Source organism: Bradyrhizobium sp. 138 (genome assembly GCF_023074075.1).
Lineage (GTDB): Bacteria > Pseudomonadota > Alphaproteobacteria > Rhizobiales > Xanthobacteraceae > Bradyrhizobium.
The window spans coordinates 114,854-133,860 of the sequence record NZ_JADPKT010000094.1 but is presented as its reverse complement, the minus strand read 5'-3'; the positions used below and the strand labels follow the sequence as shown (position 1 = coordinate 133,860).

Sequence of the window (19,007 nt, the reverse complement as noted above, 5' to 3'; positions counted from 1 at the left end):
CGTGCCCATCCATTTCACGTTGGTCGTTAGTATGGGCAGCTGTGCGCCAAACAACCGCTGTCGTCCCGGACGAGCGAAGCGAAGATCCGGGACGACAGCGCGGATGTGGATGCAGCGGCGGCCAAAGTAGCGACGATCAGGCCACGACCTCCGGCTTCTTCCCCTCGTTCCGCCCCTCCGCCAGGTTCCGCACCACCACATAGAAGATCGGCGTGAACAACAGGCCGAACAGGGTGACGCCGATCATGCCGAAGAACACGGCGACGCCGACCGCCTGCCGCATCTCCGAGCCGGAGCCGGTCGAGATCACCAGCGGCAGCACGCCGAGGATGAAGGCGAAGGAGGTCATCAGGATCGGCCGCAGGCGCAGGCGGCAGGCTTCGATCACGGCCTCCAGCCGCGACTTGCCTTCGAGCTCGATGTCGCGCGCGAACTCGACGATCAGGATCGCATTCTTTGCCGCCAATCCCACCAGCACGACGAAGCCGATCTGGGTAAGGATGTTGACGTCCTGCCCCATGATGCGGACACCGATGGTGGCAGCGAGCAGGCACATCGGCACGATCAGGATCACCGCGAACGGCAAGGTCCAGCTGCCGTATTGTGCGGCGAGCACGAGGTAGACGAACAGCACGCAGATCGGGAATACGTAGAGGCCGGCATTGCCGCCGGTGATCTGCTGATAGGACAGGTCCGTCCATTCGAAGGTGAAGCCGCTCGGCAAGGTGTCATCTGCCAGCTTCTTGATGGTGTTGAGCGCGGTGGTCGAGCTGGTGCCCGGTGCCGGCTCGCCCTGGAGCTCGGACGCGGCATAGAGATTGTAGCGCGCGACGCGGTCGGGGCCCGAGACGTCCTTGAATTCGACCACGCTGCCGAGCATCACCATGTCGCCGGCGGCGTTGCGCGTGCGCAGGCGCGCGAGATCGCTGGGTTCTTTCCGGAACGGGAAGTCGGCCTGTGCGGTGACGTGATAGGTGCGGCCGAACAGGTTGAAGTCGTTGACATAGGTCGATCCGAAATAGCTCTGGATCGTGTCGTTGATATTCGCAATGGGAACGCCGAGCTTCTGCGCCTTGGTGCGGTCGATATCGACGAAGAGCTGCGGCGTGTTGGCCGCAAACGGCGAGAACACCGAGGGACCGAGCAGCGAAGGCGATTTGCGCGCCGCGGCGACAAGCTCGTCGGTGGCGGCAGCGAGCAGCTCAGGCCCGCGGCCCTGGCGGTCCTGGATGCGGATGGTGAAGCCGCCGCCGGTGCCGATGCCGGGCACGGCCGGCGGCGGAATCACGATGATGAAGGCGCCCTGGATCGCGGACAGGCGCTTGCGCAGCTCGACCGTGATGGCGTTCGCGGACAATCCCTTCTTTATCCGGGCCTCGGGTTCGTCGAACACCGGAAACAGCGCCGCGGCATTGCCGGCCTGCGTTCGCGTGGCGCCGGAGAAGCCGGCAAAGGCGGCGACGCGGACGATACCCGGCGTATCCAGCGCGATCCGCTCGATCTCGCGCACGACTTCGGTGGTGCGCGCCAGCGAGGCCGCACCGGGCAATTGCACGGAGACGATGACGTAGCCGCGATCCTGCGCCGGGATGAAGCCTTGCGGCGTGGTCACGATCAGCCAGCCGGCGCTACCGATCAGCACGACGTAGATCAGGAGCATCACCACCGAATGCCGGATCACGAAATCGGCAAGGCCCGCATAGCCGTGCGCCAGCCGGTCGAACACGCGGTTGAAGACCCCGGTGAAGGCACCCCACGCCCGCGCGATGACATTCCAGCCTGCCGGCGGCCGCTTCGCTTCATGCGGTGTGAGGATCTGCGAAGCCAGCGCCGGCGAAAGGGTCAGCGAGCAGAAGCAGGAGATGGCGGTCGCAACTGCAATGGTGACCGCGAATTGCTGGAAGAACTGCCCGGAAATGCCGCCCAAAAACGCCGTCGGAACGAACACCGCGCACAGCACCAGCGCGATCGAGACCAGCGCGCCGCCGACCTCCTCCATGGTCCTGAGCGCGGCGTCGCGCCGGCTCATGCCGTGCTCCAAATGCCGTTCGACATTCTCGACCACCACGATGGCGTCGTCGACCACGATGCCGACGGCAAGGACGAGGCCGAACAGCGTGAGATTGTTGATGGAGAAGCCCAGCGCGGCCATCACCGCGAAGGTGCCGACCAGCGAGACCGGTATCGCGATGATCGGAATGATCGCAGGCCGCCATCCCTGCAGGAACACCAGCACCACGACGACCACGAGCAGCATGGCCTCGTAGATGGTCTTGATCAGTTCGTGAACGGACTGCGCGATGAACTCGGTCGGGTTGTAGCCGATATTATAGTCGAGGCCCTTCGGGAAGCTCTCCTTGAGCTTCGTCATGGTGTCGGAGATGTTCTTTGCCGTCGCGAGCGCGTTCGATCCGGGCCGCTGCGTTACCAGCATGGCAACCGCCGATTTGCGCAGCAGGAAGCTGTTGGTGGAATACGCCAGTGCCCCGAGCTCGATGCGGGCAACGTCGCGTAACCGCACCACGCGGCCGTCGGAGCCGGCCTTGATCAGGATGTCCTCGAACTGCTTCTGATCCTTCAGGCGGCCCGTGAAGGTGAGGTTCGGCTGGAAAGCGCGGTCCGCGATCGGCGGCTCTGCGATCTGGCCACCGGCGATCTGCACGTTCTGGGCGCGGATGGCCGCCAGCACCTCGCCCGAGGTCAGGCCGAGATTGGCGATGCGGTCAGGATCGAGCCACAGCCGCATCGAGTAATCGCGCGCGCCAAAGATCTGGATGTCGCCGACGCCGTCGAGGCGCAGCAGCTGGTCGCGGACCTGGAGCAGTGCGTAGTTCGAGATGTAGAGCTGGTCGAAGGTGTCGTCGGGCGACAGCATGAACACGACCATCAGGATGTCGGGCGAGTTCTTGCGCGTGGTGACGCCGTTGCGCTGGACTTCCTCGGGCAGGCGCGGCTGCGCGATCGCGACGCGGTTCTGCACAAGTACCTGGGCCTTGTCGAGATCGGTGCCGAGCTTGAAGGTGACGGTGATGGTGAGCTGGCCGTTCGAGGTCGCCTGGCTGTAGAGATACAGCATGTCCTCGACGCCGTTGATCTCCTGCTCGATCGGTGCGGCGACGGTGTCGGACACGGTCTGTGCGGAGGCGCCGGGATATTGCGTGGTGACGACCACGGTCGGCGGCACCACTTGCGGATATTCGGAGACCGGGAGCGTGGTGTAGGCGATCGCGCCGACGATCAAGAGCACGATCGACAGCACCATCGCCAGGATGGGCTGGTTGATGGAGAGACGACCGAGATTCATGACTTGCCACCGGCCGGGGCTGGCGCCGTCTGCGGGGCGACCTTGGCGCCGACCCGGGCACGCTGGATGCCATTGACGATGACGCGGTCCTCCGCCTTCAATCCTTCGCGGATCACGCGCAGGCCGTCGTCCAGCGGCCCGAGCACGACGGGACGCGCCTCGACCGTGTCGTCGGGCTTGACGACGAACACGATCTTGCGGGACTGGTCGGTCGCGATCGCGACGTCGGGAATTAGCAGCGCTTCGTAAGGCGCGCTGCCGATCAGGCGGACGCGACCGAACTGGCCGGGCAGGATCGACAGATCGGTGTTCTTGACCACGGCGCGGCTGCGCAGCGTGCCGGTGGAGACGTCGAGGCGGTTGTCGAGGAAGTTGATGGTGCCTTCATGCGACGGCTTGGTCTCGCCGGCGAGCGTCACCTGCACCGGGTTCGCCGTATCGCGCGAGCTCGGGCGGCGGCCTTCGAACCACAGCTTGCTGTATTTGATGAAGGTCGCTTCATCCATGTCGAAATAGACGTAGATCGGGTCGAGGGTCACGATCGAGGTCAAGAGGGTCGAGGCGCCGTTGTCGCTGCCCTGCACGAGATTACCGGGGCTGACGAGATGGCGGCTGACGCGGCCCGTCAACGGCGCCGACACATGCGTGAATTCAATGTTGAGCTTGGCGGCCTTGAGCGCGCCTTCGGCCTGCACCTCGGCGGCGTGCGCGGCCTGCAAGGCCTGACGGCGCTGATCGACGACCTGCTCGGAGACCGCGCTGGTCTGCACCAGGCTGAGGGCACGATCGAGCTCGCGCTTGGCAAGCTCCACCCTGGCGCGGGCATCCGACAGCTGGCCCTCCGCCTGCGTGGCCACCGCCTCGAACGGGCGCGGGTCGATCACGTAAAGCAGGTCACCCTGACGCACGATGGCGCCGTCCTGGAATTCGACCGAGTTGACGAAGCCGCCGACGCGCGGGCGTACCTGCACCTCCTCGACCGCCTCGAAGCGGCCGGTGAACTCGTCCCAATCGGTGACGGTGCGCTTGACCGGCTGAGCCACTGTCACCGGTGCGGGCGGCGGGGCAGATGCCTGCGAGGCCGGCTGGCCACAACCGGTGAGCGCGAATGTCGCGCCGACAAGCGCGACGATTGCGCCTACTCGGGCCAGAACGAAATCGTGCTTTTTGACAAACTGCTCGCTTCCGTCCGGTCCGCTCATCCCAGGTCCTCGCACAAAAACCGCAGAAGAAGCAGGGTACGCCTCTACCTGCGGGCGCCACAAGATGGGTGGCAAAGATGAACTCTTCAAGGCCGCGGTGCGCGCAATGCTTCCAGGCATGGCCTGACCGGATGGCGGGTTGACAGGAAAGACGGTCTTCGCCTCCTCCTGGCAAGCGGGGCGAGGGAGGAGGCAAAACGCCAGCGTCTTCACACATGACGAGGGGCGTCCACACGGCTAGATTACGCCCACAAGAACAAGACGAATTGTCCGGGAGGACAGACGTGCACCAGGGACGTGTCGTTTTCGGCGCGATCGAGGAGGTCGTGTTCGGCCATCCTGCGGCCGGCGCAATCGTCGCGCAGATGGACCGGCTGGGAGCAAATCGTGCCTTCCTGATGGTTTCGGGCACGCTTAACCGGCAGACCGACGAAATCGAGCAGATCAAGCATGCGTTGGGCTCCCGCTGCGCCGGCATGTTCGACGCCATGCCGGCGCATACGCCGCGCGAGGCGGTGATCGCCGCCACCCATGCGGCGCGCGAGGTGAATGCCGACCTGATCGTCACCGTGGGCGGCGGCTCGATCACCGACGGCGCCAAGGCGGTGCAGCTCTGCCTCGCCAACGGCATCACCGATATCGACGGCATCGAGCGCATCCGCGTCCACAAAGGCGTCGCACCCCAGATGACTGCGCCGACGGTGCGGCAGATCAGCGTTCCGACCACGATCGCCGGCGGCGAGTTCAGCGCGATTGCCGGTGTCACCGACCGCACAACGCATGTGAAGCAGATGCTGCGGCATCCGCTTCTCGTGCCGCGAGCGACCATCCTCGACCCTGGCATCACCGTGCACACGCCGGAATGGCTGTTCCTGTCGACCGGGGTCCGCGCCGTCGACCATTGCGTCGAGGCGATCTGCTCGCGTGAGACGCATCCCTACGCGGACGCGCAAGCGGTGAAGGGCCTCGCCATGCTTGCCGACGCGCTGCCGCGGGTGAAGGCCGATCCGTCCGATCTCGACGCGCGGATGGATGCGCAGATCGGCACCTGGCTGTCGATGGGCGCCCTCGCGGCCGGCGTGCCGATGGGCGCGAGCCATGGCATCGGCTATGTGCTGGGCGGGGCCTTCGACGTGCCGCACGGATACACCTCCTGCGTCATGCTGCCGGCGGTGATGCGCTGGAATGCGCGCGACAATGCCGAGCGGCAAATGATCGTCGCGGCCGCGATGGGCTTCCCCGGCCACAACGCCGCCGACGTGCTCGATGCCTTCATCCGCTCGCTCGGCATGCCGCGCAGCCTCACCGAAGTGCATGTGTTGCCCGAGCATTTCGACGCCATCGCCGAACAGGCGATGCGCACGAACTGGATTCCGCGCAACCCGCGCAAGATCGATGGCCCCGCAGACGTGCGCGAAATCCTGCTTCTCGCCGCTTGATCCAAAGCCGGAGGATAAATGTATCCAGGTCAGCATGCCCGCCTGCGTCCGCTGCAGCCCGCCTTCATCATGGCGGCCACGGGCGAGGCCGTCACCTATCGCGAGCTCGATGCACGCAGCAACCGGCTGGCGCACCTGTTCCGCAAGCACGGCTTGAAGCGGCTGGATCACTATTCGATCTTCATGGAGAACAATTCGCGCTATCTGGAGACCTGCGGCGCGGGCGAACGCTCTGGTCTCTATTACACCTGCATCAATTCCTTCCTGACGCCGGGCGAGCTGGCCTATCTGCTCGTCAACAGTCAGTCCCGGATTCTGATCACGTCGGTGGCAAAACTCGACATCGCACGAGAAGCGATCCAGGCCTGCCCCGATATCAAGCTCTGCATCGTCGCCGATGGCCCCGGCGAGAGCGACCGCATCGTCGGCCTTGCCGAGGTGACCGCCGATATGCCGGCAACACCGATTGCGGATGAATGGCTCGGCACCGCCATGCTCTATTCGTCCGGCACCACCGGACGGCCCAAGGGCATTTTGCGGCCACTGCCGGAGGAGCCGCCGAAGCACAATCTGCCGCTATTCGATTTCCTGACCAAGCTCTGGCACTACCGTGAGGGCATGGTCTACCTGTCGCCGGCTCCGCTCTATCATTCCGCACCGCAAGCGGCCGTGAACCTCACGATCCGCATGGGCGGCACCGTGATCATCATGGAAAGCTTCGATCCCGAGCGTTACCTCGAACTCGTCGAGCAATGGGGCATCACCCACACTCAGCTGGTGCCGACGATGTTCTCGCGCATGCTGAAGTTGCCGGAAGAGGTGCGCAGCCGCTACAATCTGTCCTCGCTGGAGATCGCGATCCACGCCGCCGCGCCCTGCCCGGCCCTGGTCAAGGACGACATGATCAAATGGTGGGGACCCATCATTCACGAGTATTACGGCGCGACCGAGGGCCTCGGCTTCACCGCCTGCAACAGCGAGGAATGGCTCGCTCATCGCGGCACCGTCGGCAAGGTGCTGCTCGGCGACCTCCACATCCTCGACGAGAACATGCGGGAATGCCCGACCGGCACGCCGGGCCAGGTCTGGTTCAAGACCGCCTCGCCGTTCGAGTATTTCAACGACCTTGAGAAGACCAGGGAGGCGCGTTCGGCCGACGGCAGCATGAGTACGGTCGGCGATGTCGGCTATGTCGACGAGGACCGCTTCCTCTACCTCACCGATCGCGCGACCTTCATGATCATCTCCGGTGGCGTGAACATCTATCCGCAGGAATGCGAAAATCTCCTGATCACCCATCCGAAAGTCGCCGATGCCGCTGTGTTCGGCGTGCCCAATCCCGATCTCGGCGAAGAGGTGAAGGCGGTGGTGCAGCCGATGCCAGGCGTGGTGCCGGGGCCGGCTCTCGCCGAAGAGCTGATCGCCTTCTGCGCAAAATCTCTGTCGCGGCAGAAGGTGCCGCGCTCGGTCGATTTCGAGAAGGAATTGCCGCGGCTGCCGACCGGGAAGCTGTACAAGCGCCTGCTGAGGGATCGATATTGGGGGAACAAGGCGTCACGGATTGTTTGAGGGTGGGGCGGCATACTCCGCTGCCGTCCCGGCATATGCGCAACATGGACGCGCGAGGCGTCCGTTCGCACTTGCACTCTCACATTGCGGAAGTGTGAGCTTCCTGCGGCCTTGCGTCATCCGAATTGTCGAGACGGCATGCGGCCTTACCGGGGTTGCCTCCCTCAACTTGCGTGCTATCGTTGCGACAAACAGGCTGCAAAAGGCCGATGTCAAGGGAGGATGAGCATGCGGAGCGTGTGGGCGCTCGCCGCAATGGCGGCGCTATCTGTGCTGACGGCCTCAACCACCACGCTCGCAGGCGAGCCCAAGCAGGGCGGGATCTTGCGGATGTATCACCGCGACAGTCCGGCCAACGCGTCGATCCTCGAAGGCGCGACCTATTCGATCAACGTGCCGTTCATGGGGGTCTTCAATAATCTCGTCATCTATGACCAGCACATCGCGCAGAACAGTCCCGATACCCTCCGGCCTGAGCTGGCCGAAAGCTGGTCCTGGAGCAGCGACAACAAGAAGCTGACATTCAAGCTGCGCCAGGGCATCAAATGGCACGATGGCAAGCCGTTCACATCGGCCGACGTCAAATGCAGCTTCGATCTCCTGATGGGCAAATCGCAGCAGAAGCTGCGGCAGAATCCGCGCAAGGCCTGGTACAGCGAAGTCAACGAGATCACGACGAGCGGCGATTTCGAGGTCTCCTTCGACCTGAAGCGGCCGCAGCCCTCCCTGCTGGCAATGCTGGCCTCCGGCTATACGCCGGTCTACCCCTGTCACGTCTCGCCGGCGGACATGCGCACCCATCCGATCGGGACCGGCCCGTTCAAATTCGTCGAGTTCAAGGCCAATGAATCGATCAAGCTGACGCGAAATCCGGACTATTGGAAGAAGGGCCTGCCTTATCTCGACGGCATCGAGTACACGATCATCCCGAACCGCTCGACTGCGATTCTCGCTTTCGTCGCCGGCAAGTTCGACATGACCTTCCCGACGCACATCACGATCCCGCTTTTGAAGGACCTCAAGTCGCAGGCGCCGAACGCGACCTGCGTCGTCGAACCGACCAACGTTTCGACCAATATCATCGTCAATTCGACCTCTGCGCCGTTCGACAACATCGACATTCGCCGGGCGGTGGCACTTGCACTCGACCGCAAGGCCTTCATCGACATCCTGTTCGAAGGCCAGGCCGATATCGGCGGCACCATGTTGCCGCCGCCTCAGGGCATCTGGGGCATGCCCAAAGACAAGCTTGAGACCATTCCGGGCTATGGCCGCGACGTGAACGCGAACCGGGAGCAAGCCAAGAAGCTGATGCAGAAGGCGGGGTACGGCCCCGACAAGCACCTCGCGGTGAAGGTTTCGACGCGCAATCTTGCGGAATATCGCGACCCCGCCGTGATTCTGATCGATCAGCTCAAGAGCATCTATATCGACGGCGAGCTCGACGTCGTCGAGACTGCGAACTGGTTCCCGAAAGTCGCCCGCAAGGACTATATGCTGGGCCTCAATCTGACCGGCAATTCCGTCGACGATCCCGACCAGTCCTTCTACGAGAACTATTCCTGCGGCTCGGAACGGAACTACACCAATTATTGCAATAAGGAGATCGAGAAGCTGTTCGACGTGCAGTCGCAGGAGACCGACACCAGCAAGCGCAAACCGCTGGTCTGGGAGATCGACAAGAAGCTGCAGGAGGATGTCGCCCGCCCGATCATCTTCCATGCAAGGGCCGGCACGTGCTGGCAGCCCCATGTCAAGGGCGTCACGATCATGTCGAACAGCTCCTATAACGGCTTTCGCTACGAGGATGTGTGGCTCGACAAGTAGCCTGCCTGGCTGAAGACTTTTGGTTTTGCGCATGATCCTCTCGGAAAACCGCTACGCACCTTTCCGGATCATGCTCTAACGGCTCGCGGAGGGCGAAGGATGTTTGCCTATCTGGTGCGACGCCTGTTCCTGATGCTCGTGACCCTGTTCGGGATCTCGGTCGTCATCTTCCTTCTGCTGCGTATCGTGCCCGGCAATATCGTCGACATCCTGTTCGCCGCCGCCGGCTATGTCGATCCCGCCGACAAGGCCAATCTGGAGAAGGAGCTCGGCATCGACCAGCCGCTGGTCGTCCAATATTGGCACTGGATCAGCGGTTTTCTGCGCGGCGACTTTGGCTACTCCTACGTCTCGGAGAAGCCGGCGCTGCAGGAGATTTTGCCGCGGATCCCGATCACGGCGCGGCTCGCCGGCCTGGCGCTGCTGTTCTCGGCCTCGATCGGCATTCCGCTCGGCGTCATCAGCGCCGTCAAGCAGGGCACGCGGCTGGACTACGCGCTCCGCGTCGTCAGCCTCAGCGGCTTGTCACTGCCTTCGTTTTGGCTCGGCCTTTTGATCCTCACCGCGTCGGTGGCGATGTTCGGCCAGATGCCGATCTTCAATCCGAATCCGCAGACCTGGCTCGAGGCGTTCGCAACCTACGCCGTGCCGGCCGCCGCTGTCGGCTTCCGCAGCGCCGCGCTGACGATGCGCATCACGCGCTCCTCGATGCTGGAGGTCCTGCGGCAGGATTACATTCGCACCGCGCGCGCCAAGGGCGCTTCCGATACCGCGGTGAACTATCACCACGCGCTGAAGAACGCCATCCTACCCGTCATCACCGTGATCGGCATCGAAGCGGCGTTCCTGATCGGTGGCCTGATCGTCACCGAGACCGTGTTCAACATCCCCGGCGTCGCCCGCTTCCTGGTCGAGGCGATCCGCTGGCGCGATTATCCGATCGTGCAGAACCTCGTGATGTTGATCGCCGTCGTGGTGGTGAGCGCGAATTTCATCGTCGACATGCTGTACGCAGTGTTCGACCCTCGTATCCGGTACACGGATTAGGGAGACCAGCTTGGCCGCGATCGACTACGATCTCGAACTCCGGCGGGCCGGCGCGCATGCGACCGGCGGCTGGCGGCGCGTGCTGTTCATGGCGCAGCGGCACGTGCTCGGCGCGGCCGGGCTCACCATCATGACCTTGTTCGTGCTGACCGCGATCTTTGCCGACTTCATCGCGCGCTATGATCCCCTGACGATCGATTCCGCGCGCGCGCTGGCCCGGCCGAGCCTGGCGCACTGGATGGGAACCGATTCGTTCGGCCGCGACGTGTTCAGCCGCATCATTCACGGCGCGCGCATTTCGCTGGCCGTCGGGATCGGCTCGACCGCGCTCGGCGGCACCATCGGGGTCATCGTCGGGCTGACATCAGGCTATCTGTCCGGCTGGGTCGATCTCGTGTTCCAGCGCGTCTCCGACGTTCTGCAGGCGCTGCCGCTGCTGGTCCTCGCGCTGATCATGACGGCGGCACTCGGTCCGTCCTTGCCGAACGTCATCATCGCCATCGCCATTCCGCTGATCCCGACCGTGTCGCGCGTCATCCGCGCCAACACCCTGGCGCTGCGCGAGCAGCCCTTCGTCGAGGCAGCCAAGTCGATCGGCATGAGCGAGGTCCGCATCGCGCTCCGGCACGTGCTGCCGAACACGCTGGCGCCGCTGATCGTGCTCGCGACCGCCCAGCTCGGCTCGACCATCCTAACCGAGGCCTCCCTCTCCTTCCTCGGCCTCGGCATTCCCGAGCCTTATCCGTCATGGGGCCGCATGCTCTCCGAATCCGCCGCCGAATATGTCCGCACCGCGCCCTGGCTCGTGATCTTCCCGGGCATCGCCATCAGCCTCGCCGTGTTCGGCGCCAATCTGTTCGGTGACGCGCTGCGCGACATTCTCGACCCGAGGCAACGCGGCTGATGGCGCACAAATCCGATCTCGTGCTCGAGGTGAAGAACCTGAAGACGGTGTTCTTCACCAATTCCGGCCTGTTCAAGGCCGTGGACGATCTCTCGTTCAGCGTGAAGCGAGGCGAGACGCTGGCGATCGTCGGCGAATCCGGCTGCGGCAAGAGTGTCACCGCGCTGTCGCTGATGCGGCTGGTGCCGGATCCGCCTGGCCGCATCGTCGGCGGATCCGTCACGCTCGAAGGCACCGATCTGCTGGCCCTGGACGAAGCGGAGATGCGCGCGGTCAGGGGCAACCGCATCTCCATGATCTTCCAGGAGCCGATGACCTCGCTCAATCCGGTGATGCGGATCGGCGATCAGATCGTCGAGGCCGTGCGGCTGCACCGGAACATCTCGGCCAAAGAGGCCCAGAAGATCGCCGTCGAGATGCTGCGCCTGGTACGTATTCCCGAGCCGGCGCGACGTGCGCGCGAGTATCCGCATCAGCTGTCCGGCGGCATGCGCCAGCGCGCGATGATCGCGATGGCGCTGGCCTGCCGGCCGGCGCTGCTGATCGCGGACGAGCCGACCACCGCACTCGACGTCACCATCCAGGCGCAGATCCTGGCCTTGATCCTCGACCTTCAGAAGGAGCTCGGCACCGGCCTCGTGCTGATCACGCATGACCTCGGCGTCGTCGCGCAGACCGCGCAGCGCGTGATCGTGATGTATGCGGGGCGAAAGGTCGAGGAAGCCAGCGTCGAGGCGCTGTTTGCGTCGCCAAAGCACCCCTATACGCGGGGGCTGATGGCCTCGATCCCGGCCGTGCCCGCCTCCGGCGTTGCCGCGCCGGCGCGGCTGAACGAAATTCCCGGGACCGTGCCGTCACTGGTCCGGTTGCCCAGGGGTTGCGCCTTCGCGCCGCGCTGCAAGCTCGCGATCAAACGCTGCGAGGCCGAATATCCGCCGCTCGAAGACTGGGACGGTGGCCATCTCGCCGCCTGCTGGCGCGCGGCGGAGATTGCGGAGGTGGCATGACCAAGGCACTGCTCGAGGTCACCGATCTCAAGAAGCATTACCCGGTGCGCGCCGGCGTGCTGCGGCGACAGGTCGGCACCGTACACTCGGTCGACGGCGTCTCGTTTTCGCTTGGTGCGGGCGAGACGCTTGGGCTTGTCGGCGAGTCCGGCTGCGGCAAGTCGACCGTGGCGCGCAGCGTGCTGCGGCTGGTCGAGCCGACCTCGGGCGAGATTCGTCTCGATGGTGAGGACATCACCCATTTGTCCAAGTCGGCACTGCGCCCGCACCGCCGCTCGATGCAGATCGTGTTTCAGGACCCGTTTGCCTCGCTCAATCCGCGCATGACCGCCGGCGACATCGTCGGCGAGCCGCTCGCCGTTCATGGCCTCGCAACCGGGAAGGCGCTGGAGGCACGCGTCGCAAAGCTGTTCGAGCAAGTGGGCTTGCGACCCGACCAGATGCGCAATTTCCCGCATCAATTCTCTGGCGGCCAGCGCCAACGTATCTGCATTGCGCGGGCGCTGGCGCTCGGGCCGCGCCTGATCGTCTGCGACGAACCAGTCTCCGCGCTCGACGTCTCGATCCAGGCGCAGGTGATCAATCTGCTCATCGACCTGCAGCGACAGCACGGCTTCTCCTATCTCTTCATCGCGCACGACCTCGCCGTGGTCGCCCATATCAGCCACCGCGTCGCCGTGATGTATCTCGGCCGCATCGTCGAGATCGCCGGCAAGGATGAGCTGTTCCGCAATCCGCGACATCCCTACACGCAGGCGCTGCTGGCCTCGGTGCCGGTCGCCAACCCGCTGGCGAAAAAGCTTGTGCCGCTGGTCGACGGCGACGTGCCGAGCCCGGTGAACCCGCCTTCGGGCTGCGCGTTTCACACCCGCTGCCGGTTTGCGATGGAGCGGTGCAAGATCGAGCGGCCGGCGCTGCTGGACGCCGACGACGGGCATCAGGTGGCGTGTTTGCTCAACGAGGGCACGGGGCGGAGCAACGCGACTGCGTAGGGTGGGCAAAGCGAAGCGTGCCCACGCATTTCTCGCGATTGAGAGAGATGGTGGGCACGGCGCTCTGCGCCTTTGCCCACCCTACGATACCAACAATACCGCGCTAGCCCGCCCCGATCTCCGCGACGATCCGGCCCGTGGTGACCTGCTCACCCTCGGCGACGTCGATCGCGGCGATGATGCCGTCGATGCCGGCCTTGTGGACGTGCTCCATCTTCATCGCTTCCAGGGTCAGCACCGGCTGGCCGGCGGTGACGCGGTCGCCGGGCTTGACCAGGACGGCGACGACGCGGCCGTTCATGGCGGCGCGGACCTTGCCGTCACCGCCGTTGCTTGCTGCGGCCTTCGGCGCGGCGAGGGTGAGATCAGTGATCGCGAGCGGGTTGCCGCGATGCTGGAGATAGAGCCGATCGCCGTCGCGCAGGAATTGTGCACTGTCCATCACGCCATCGTGGCGGAAGCGGATGGCACCTGCATCGAGCTGGTCGATCTCGAATCTATCCTGCCTGCCTTCGGCGGCGACGGCGTAGCTGCCGTCGCGCTCGCGCGTGACCTCGAGCTCCAGGATCTGACCGGCGACCTCGATCTTCGCCGGCAGCGGGAACGTTGCCGACAGGCTCCGGCCTCCTTGCCATGACGGCGCGCGCGGATTTGTCACGTAGAGCAGCAGGCCCGCCAGCGTCGTATCGAAAGCAGTACCGGTACGTGGCGCCAACAGTTCGTCGCGGTGCACACCGATGAAAGCCGTCGTCGCCTCGCCCTTGGCAAAGCCGGAATGACGTAGGCACGACAGCAGGAACGACTGGTTGGTGGTCACACCGAAAGCGGTGAGCTGCTCCAGGCCGACGATCAGCCGTCCCCTCGCCTCCTCGCGCGTGGCGCCATGGCTGATCACCTTGGCGATCATGGAATCGTAGAACGGCGGAATCTCCGAACCCGATTGCAACGCGTGCTCGACGCGGATGCCGTCAGGCACCTGCCAGCAAGCCATGCGGCCGGACTGCGGCATGAAATCGTGCGCAGCATCTTCCGAGCAGAGCCGCACCTCGATGGCATGGCCTGAGAACTTGATGTCCTGCTGCTTGACCGGCAATGGCTCGCCGCGCGCGACGCGCAGCTGCAGCTCGACCAGGTCGAGCCCGGTGACGGCCTCCGTCACGGGATGCTCGACCTGGAGCCGCGTGTTCATCTCCATGAAATAGAACTCGCCGCTGCTATCCAGCAGGAATTCCAACGTGCCGGCACCCTCATAACGCAGCGCCTTCACAGCAGCGACGGCGACCTCGCCCATCTTCGCACGTAGCTCCGGCGTCACGGCCGGCGACGGCGCCTCCTCGATCAGCTTCTGGTGCCGCCGCTGCACCGAGCAATCGCGCTCGCCGAGATGGATGGCATTGCCATGGCTGTCACCAAACACCTGAATTTCGATGTGGCGGGGATTCTGGATCGCGCGCTCGAGGATCAACGTGGGATCGCCGAACGCCGCTTTCGCTTCCGACCGCGCGCTGCGCAGCGCTTCGGCGAAAGACGCCGCATCGGTGACGAGCCGCATGCCGCGTCCGCCGCCGCCGGCGACGGCCTTGATCATCACGGGGAAGCCGATTTTCTTGGCTTCCGCCAGCATCGCTTCGTCGCCCTGATCGGCGCCCTGATAGCCGGGCACGACGGGAACGCCGGCCTTTTTCATGATCTCCTTGGCGCCCGCCTTGTGGCCCATGGCTTCGATCGCCTGCGGCGACGGGCCGATGAAGACGAGGCCGGCATCCTTGCAAGCTTGTGCAAAGTCCTCGTTCTCGGCAAGGAAGCCGTAGCCGGGATGGACAGCATCCGCGCCGCTCGCTTTCGCCGCGGCGATGATCTCGGGGATGTTGAGATAGGATTGTGCGGGCAAGGCTTCGCCGATGCGCACGGCCTGATCGGCCTGCTTGACGTGGAGTGCCTCGCGATCAGCATCCGAATAGACCGCGGCGACGCCGAGGCCGAGCCGCCGCGCGCTGCGCATCACGCGCAGCGCGATCTCGCCGCGATTGGCGACCAAGACCTTGAAGAACGGCCGGTGCTGCACTGATCCGTTCCTCATGGGCGGGCCACCGAAAACTGCATGCGCTGGGGCGTGCGCGCATCGCCCTCACGGCAGATCGCAAGCACTTCGGACAGCACCGCGCGGGTGTCGCGCGGATCGATCACGCCGTCGTCGAGCACGCGCGCACTGGTCGAGAACACGTCCATCTGGCCGTCGAACACGCCGACAATTTGCGCCTTCATGGCGTCCAGCTTGTCCTTCTCGATCGGCTTGCCACGGCGCGCGGCAGCAGCTTCGGTCACGATCGCCATGGTCTCGGCCGCCTGCTCGCCGCCCATGACCGCGGTTTTGGCGTTGGGCCAGGAGAAGCAGAAGCGCGGATGAAAGCCGCGGCCGCACATGCCGTAATTGCCGGCGCCGAAGGAAGCGCCGCAATAGATGGTGATCTGCGGCACGGTCGCCGACGTCACCGCCTGGATCATCTTGGAGCCGTGCTTGATCATGCCGGCTTCCTCATAAGCCTTGCCGACCATGTAGCCTGTGGTGTTGTTGAGATAGAGCAGCGGCGTGCGGGTCTGGCAGCAGGCCTGGATGAAATGCGTCGCCTTGTTGGCACCGGCGGGATCGAGCGGGCCGTTGTTGGTGATGATGCCGATCGCCTGGCCCTCGATGCGGGCATGACCGCAGACCGTGGCCGGGCCGTAATTCGGGGCCATCTCGGTGAAGTCGGAATCGTCGACGATGCGCGCGATCACCTGTTTCATGTCCACGGGACGCTTGTGGTCCATCGGCATGATCCCGAGCAACTCGTCCTGGTCGTAGCGCGGCGGCTTGAATTCCAGTGTCGCCCGGCCCGGCCGTCCCCATTCCATCGCCGCCATGATTTCGCGCGCGATGCGCAGTGCGTCGCGGTCGTCCTCGGCGAGATAATCACCAAGGCCGGAGACTTGCGTATGCATCTCGGCACCGCCGAGCTCCTCCTCAGTCGCGATCTCGCCGGTCGCGGCTCTCAGCAGCGGCGGCCCCGCGAGGAAGGCGCGGGTACGGCCGCGGACCATGACGATGTAATCGGAGAGACCAGTCTGATAGGCGCCACCGGCAGTCGAAGAGCCATGCGTGACTGTGACGACGGGCAAGCCTGATGCCGAGAGCCGGGCGAGGTTGCGGAAGATGTTGCCGCCGCGGACAAAATCCTCGACGCGGTAGCGCAGGAGATTGGCGCCGGCGCTTTCGACGAGCTGGACATAAGGCAGCTTGTTTTCCAGCGCGAGCTCCTGCACACGCAAAGTCTTGTCGAGGCCGTAAGGCTGCAGCGCACCCGCATCGATGCCGGAATCGCTGGCGCTGACCATGCAGCGGATGCCCGAGACGAAGCCGATGCCGGCGATGACACCGCCGCCGGGCACGCTCTTGGCCGCGTCCGGTACGTCGAACATGTAACCGGCGAGCGTCGACAGCTCGATGAAGGGAGCGCCGGGATCGAGCACCAGCGCGACGCGCTCGCGCGGCAGCAACTGGCCGCGCTTGTGGAAGCGGTCTTTTGCCGCGGCCGACGCCGCCCGTGTGCGCTCTTCCAGCGTGCGCATGCGGTCGATGAGGCCCAGCATGCCGTCGCGGTTGGCGTGATAGGCGGCGCTGCCGGGGGAGATTGTGTTTTCGAGAATGGACATGACTTGATCCTGCTCGTCATTGCGAGGGGTGAAGCGACGAAGCAATCCAGACTGCCTCAGCGGAAAGATTCTGGATTGCTTCGCTACGCTCGCAATGACGGGTGAGGCGATACTTTACCTATTCGTCCCAAAGATCTTCCGCGCCTCGGCTGGGCTTGCAATCTCGCGGCCCGCACGCCTTGCGCAGGCGGCGATGGCCTCGATCAGCTGGCCATTCGACGTCACCTTCTTGCCATCGGCGAGATAGAAGGCGTCCTCGAGGCCGGTGCGCAAATGGCCACCGAGCTCGGCGCAGCGCTGGTGCAGCGGCCAGATCTCCTCGCGGCCGATGGCCGTGACCTGGAAATGCGCCTCGGGGCGCTTCAGCTTGATCAAGATCGGGAGCAACTCCGGATCCGACGGCATTCCCGAAGCGACGCCCATCACGAAGTTATATTCGAGCGGTCCCTTGTACATGCCGACCTGGGTGTACATGCCGACGCAGCGAACGATGCCGACGTCGAAGCACTCGAACTCGGGGATGGTGCCGACCTCGTTCATGACGTCGAGATAGTCCTTCACCTTCTCGACCGCGTTATCGAACATCATCGGCGGCCAGGCCCAGGTGTTGTCGGCCTTGACCTTCAGGTAATTCAGCGAGCCTGCATTGCAGGCTGCGATCTCGGGCTTGGTCTCGCGGATGCAATCGAGCGCACCTGAGTAGTTCGGGCCAGAGACGCCTGACGTATGATTGATGATCACGCCCGGGCAGGCTTCACGGATCGCCTGCTGGATCTCCTTGCTGACAGCGACCTCCCAGGACGGCAGATGCCCCTTGTTCGGCGCCTGCTGGCGCAGATGGATGTGCATGATGGACGCACCGGCATCGAACGCAGCCTTGGCCTCGCGCGCCATCTGTTCGGGCGTCACGGGCACGTTGTGCTGCTTCGGGTCGGTGAGCACGCCGTTCAGCGCGCAGGTGATGACGGCCTTGTCGCTCATGCCACTAATGTCTCGCACGTTGAGAATTCAACGCTTGCGATCATGTGATGGGGTGGCACACGGCTTCTTGCGCGGAGAAGCTGGAAAAGAGCAAGCTTTCGTAGGGTGGGCAAAGCGAAGCGTGCCCAACATCTTTGCCGGTTGCCGAGAGGTGGTGGGCACGGCGCAAGAGCGCCTTTGCCCACCCTACGAGAGCGGTGTTAGCTAGCTTCCGCCAGCCGCACCGTCTCGGTGCTGCGGTAGATCGCAAGGTCGCGCGAGCCGACGAAGATCGCGCGCGGTTTCAAGCCGTAGAAGCGGCGGATCGAGTGGCTGAAATGCGTGGAATCGGGATAGCCGATGTCCTGCGCGAGATGGGCGAGGTTGAGGTCCTGGTTGGCGAAGTGCAGCAAATGACGCGCACGCTTCCAGGCGCGGAAGGAGCGGAAGGAGATGCCGGTCTCTTCCTTGAACAGATGCAGGAAGCGCGAAGCCGAGAGCCCTGCTTCCGCCGCGCAGGTATCGGCCGTCACCGGCTCACCGGAGAAACGCTCGATGCGGGCGACGGCGCGAGTCACACGCGGATCGAGCACGCGGCGCGGAAGCGCCTCGCCAAAGCACATCTCGTCGAACTCGGCGGTGGTGATGTCGCCATAGCGGCGCTGACGCAGCAGCGCATAGGCGGCCAGGATCTTGCGGGCATAGGCGGCCCGATCGGGTCCGGTCAACCGCTCGGCGAGGGCCTCGATGACGCCATCCGGCATGCTCTCGGGCTCGAGCGTCACGCTGACGGCGGTGCGATAGTCGCTTGCAATGGAATGCCGCTGGTTCGGCAGGGTGACGAACAGCTCGCCGGTGGCGAGAGCGTCGTCGATGGTCAGGTGCAGATTGCCCTTCACCGCAACATAGACATGGCAGCAGCCGGGGGTCCGCTTGCGAGGACGGCCGAGCAGGCCGGCATAGAATACCCGCTCCGGCGTGATCAGCATCAGATGGTCGGATTCGCGACCTTTATCTTCCATTGGGATCCTCCTCGCGCGGCTCTCTGGCCGCTGCGGACGGA

At 64.5% G+C, this 19,007-nt stretch carries 13 protein-coding genes; 7 read left to right on the top strand and 6 right to left on the bottom strand.

Features of this window, described 5'->3' with window-relative positions:
* Window positions 1-136: 136 nt before the first annotated feature.
* Both IVA79_RS32870 and IVA79_RS32865 read right to left on the bottom strand, forming a co-directional pair.
* The gene (locus tag IVA79_RS32870) at window positions 137-3,304 is read right to left on the bottom strand and encodes a multidrug efflux RND transporter permease subunit (RefSeq protein WP_247561043.1); all 3,168 of its coding nucleotides are present in this window, start codon (window positions 3,302-3,304) and stop codon (window positions 137-139) included.
* Window positions 3,301-4,506 carry an efflux RND transporter periplasmic adaptor subunit gene (locus IVA79_RS32865; RefSeq protein WP_247561041.1) on the bottom strand — a complete coding sequence of 402 codons (1,206 nt, stop codon included), beginning with the start codon at window positions 4,504-4,506 and terminating at the stop codon, window positions 3,301-3,303. Before IVA79_RS32865 ends, IVA79_RS32870 begins: the two co-directional genes overlap by 4 nt.
* 284 nt (window positions 4,507-4,790) lie before the next feature.
* Here IVA79_RS32865 and IVA79_RS32860 point away from each other — a divergent pair, with 284 nt between their 5' ends.
* From IVA79_RS32860 to IVA79_RS32830, 7 genes are all read left to right on the top strand, one after another.
* Entirely contained in the window at window positions 4,791-5,945 is a 1,155-nt protein-coding gene (locus IVA79_RS32860) for an iron-containing alcohol dehydrogenase (RefSeq protein ID WP_247561039.1), read from the top strand.
* An 18-nt stretch (window positions 5,946-5,963) separates the two neighbouring features.
* Window positions 5,964-7,514, top strand: a complete 1,551-nt coding sequence (locus tag IVA79_RS32855; protein WP_247561037.1) for an AMP-binding protein — start codon at window positions 5,964-5,966, stop codon at window positions 7,512-7,514.
* A gap of 228 nt (window positions 7,515-7,742) precedes the next feature.
* A complete protein-coding gene (locus IVA79_RS32850; protein WP_247561035.1) occupies window positions 7,743-9,341 on the top strand; it encodes an ABC transporter substrate-binding protein in 1,599 nt (532 codons plus the stop codon).
* A 99-nt stretch (window positions 9,342-9,440) separates the two neighbouring features.
* On the top strand, window positions 9,441-10,388 hold the full coding sequence (locus IVA79_RS32845) for an ABC transporter permease (protein WP_247561033.1): 948 nt from the start codon (window positions 9,441-9,443) through the stop codon (window positions 10,386-10,388).
* A gap of 10 nt (window positions 10,389-10,398) precedes the next feature.
* Window positions 10,399-11,292, top strand: a complete 894-nt coding sequence (locus IVA79_RS32840; protein ID WP_247561031.1) for an ABC transporter permease — start codon at window positions 10,399-10,401, stop codon at window positions 11,290-11,292.
* A complete protein-coding gene (locus tag IVA79_RS32835; protein WP_247561029.1) occupies window positions 11,292-12,299 on the top strand; it encodes an ABC transporter ATP-binding protein in 1,008 nt (335 codons plus the stop codon). Before IVA79_RS32840 ends, IVA79_RS32835 begins: the two co-directional genes overlap by 1 nt.
* Window positions 12,296-13,291, top strand: a complete 996-nt coding sequence (locus IVA79_RS32830) for a dipeptide ABC transporter ATP-binding protein (RefSeq protein ID WP_247561027.1) — start codon at window positions 12,296-12,298, stop codon at window positions 13,289-13,291. Before IVA79_RS32835 ends, IVA79_RS32830 begins: the two co-directional genes overlap by 4 nt.
* Window positions 13,292-13,394: 103 nt before the next feature.
* Here the strand turns inward: IVA79_RS32830 and IVA79_RS32825 are convergent, their stop codons facing one another.
* The 4 genes from IVA79_RS32825 to IVA79_RS32810 form a co-directional block, all read right to left on the bottom strand.
* Window positions 13,395-15,371, bottom strand: coding sequence for an acetyl-CoA carboxylase biotin carboxylase subunit (locus IVA79_RS32825; RefSeq protein WP_247561025.1), 1,977 nt, complete (start codon window positions 15,369-15,371; stop codon window positions 13,395-13,397).
* The gene (locus IVA79_RS32820) at window positions 15,368-16,984 is read right to left on the bottom strand and encodes an acyl-CoA carboxylase subunit beta (protein WP_247561023.1); all 1,617 of its coding nucleotides are present in this window, start codon (window positions 16,982-16,984) and stop codon (window positions 15,368-15,370) included. Before IVA79_RS32820 ends, IVA79_RS32825 begins: the two co-directional genes overlap by 4 nt.
* A 114-nt stretch (window positions 16,985-17,098) precedes the next feature.
* Window positions 17,099-17,965 (bottom strand): 3-keto-5-aminohexanoate cleavage protein, encoded by an 867-nt coding sequence (locus IVA79_RS32815; protein WP_247561021.1) that lies wholly within the window; start codon window positions 17,963-17,965, stop codon window positions 17,099-17,101.
* A gap of 200 nt (window positions 17,966-18,165) precedes the next feature.
* Window positions 18,166-18,966 (bottom strand): AraC family transcriptional regulator, encoded by an 801-nt coding sequence (locus tag IVA79_RS32810; protein WP_247561019.1) that lies wholly within the window; start codon window positions 18,964-18,966, stop codon window positions 18,166-18,168.
* Window positions 18,967-19,007: the final 41 nt, after the last annotated feature.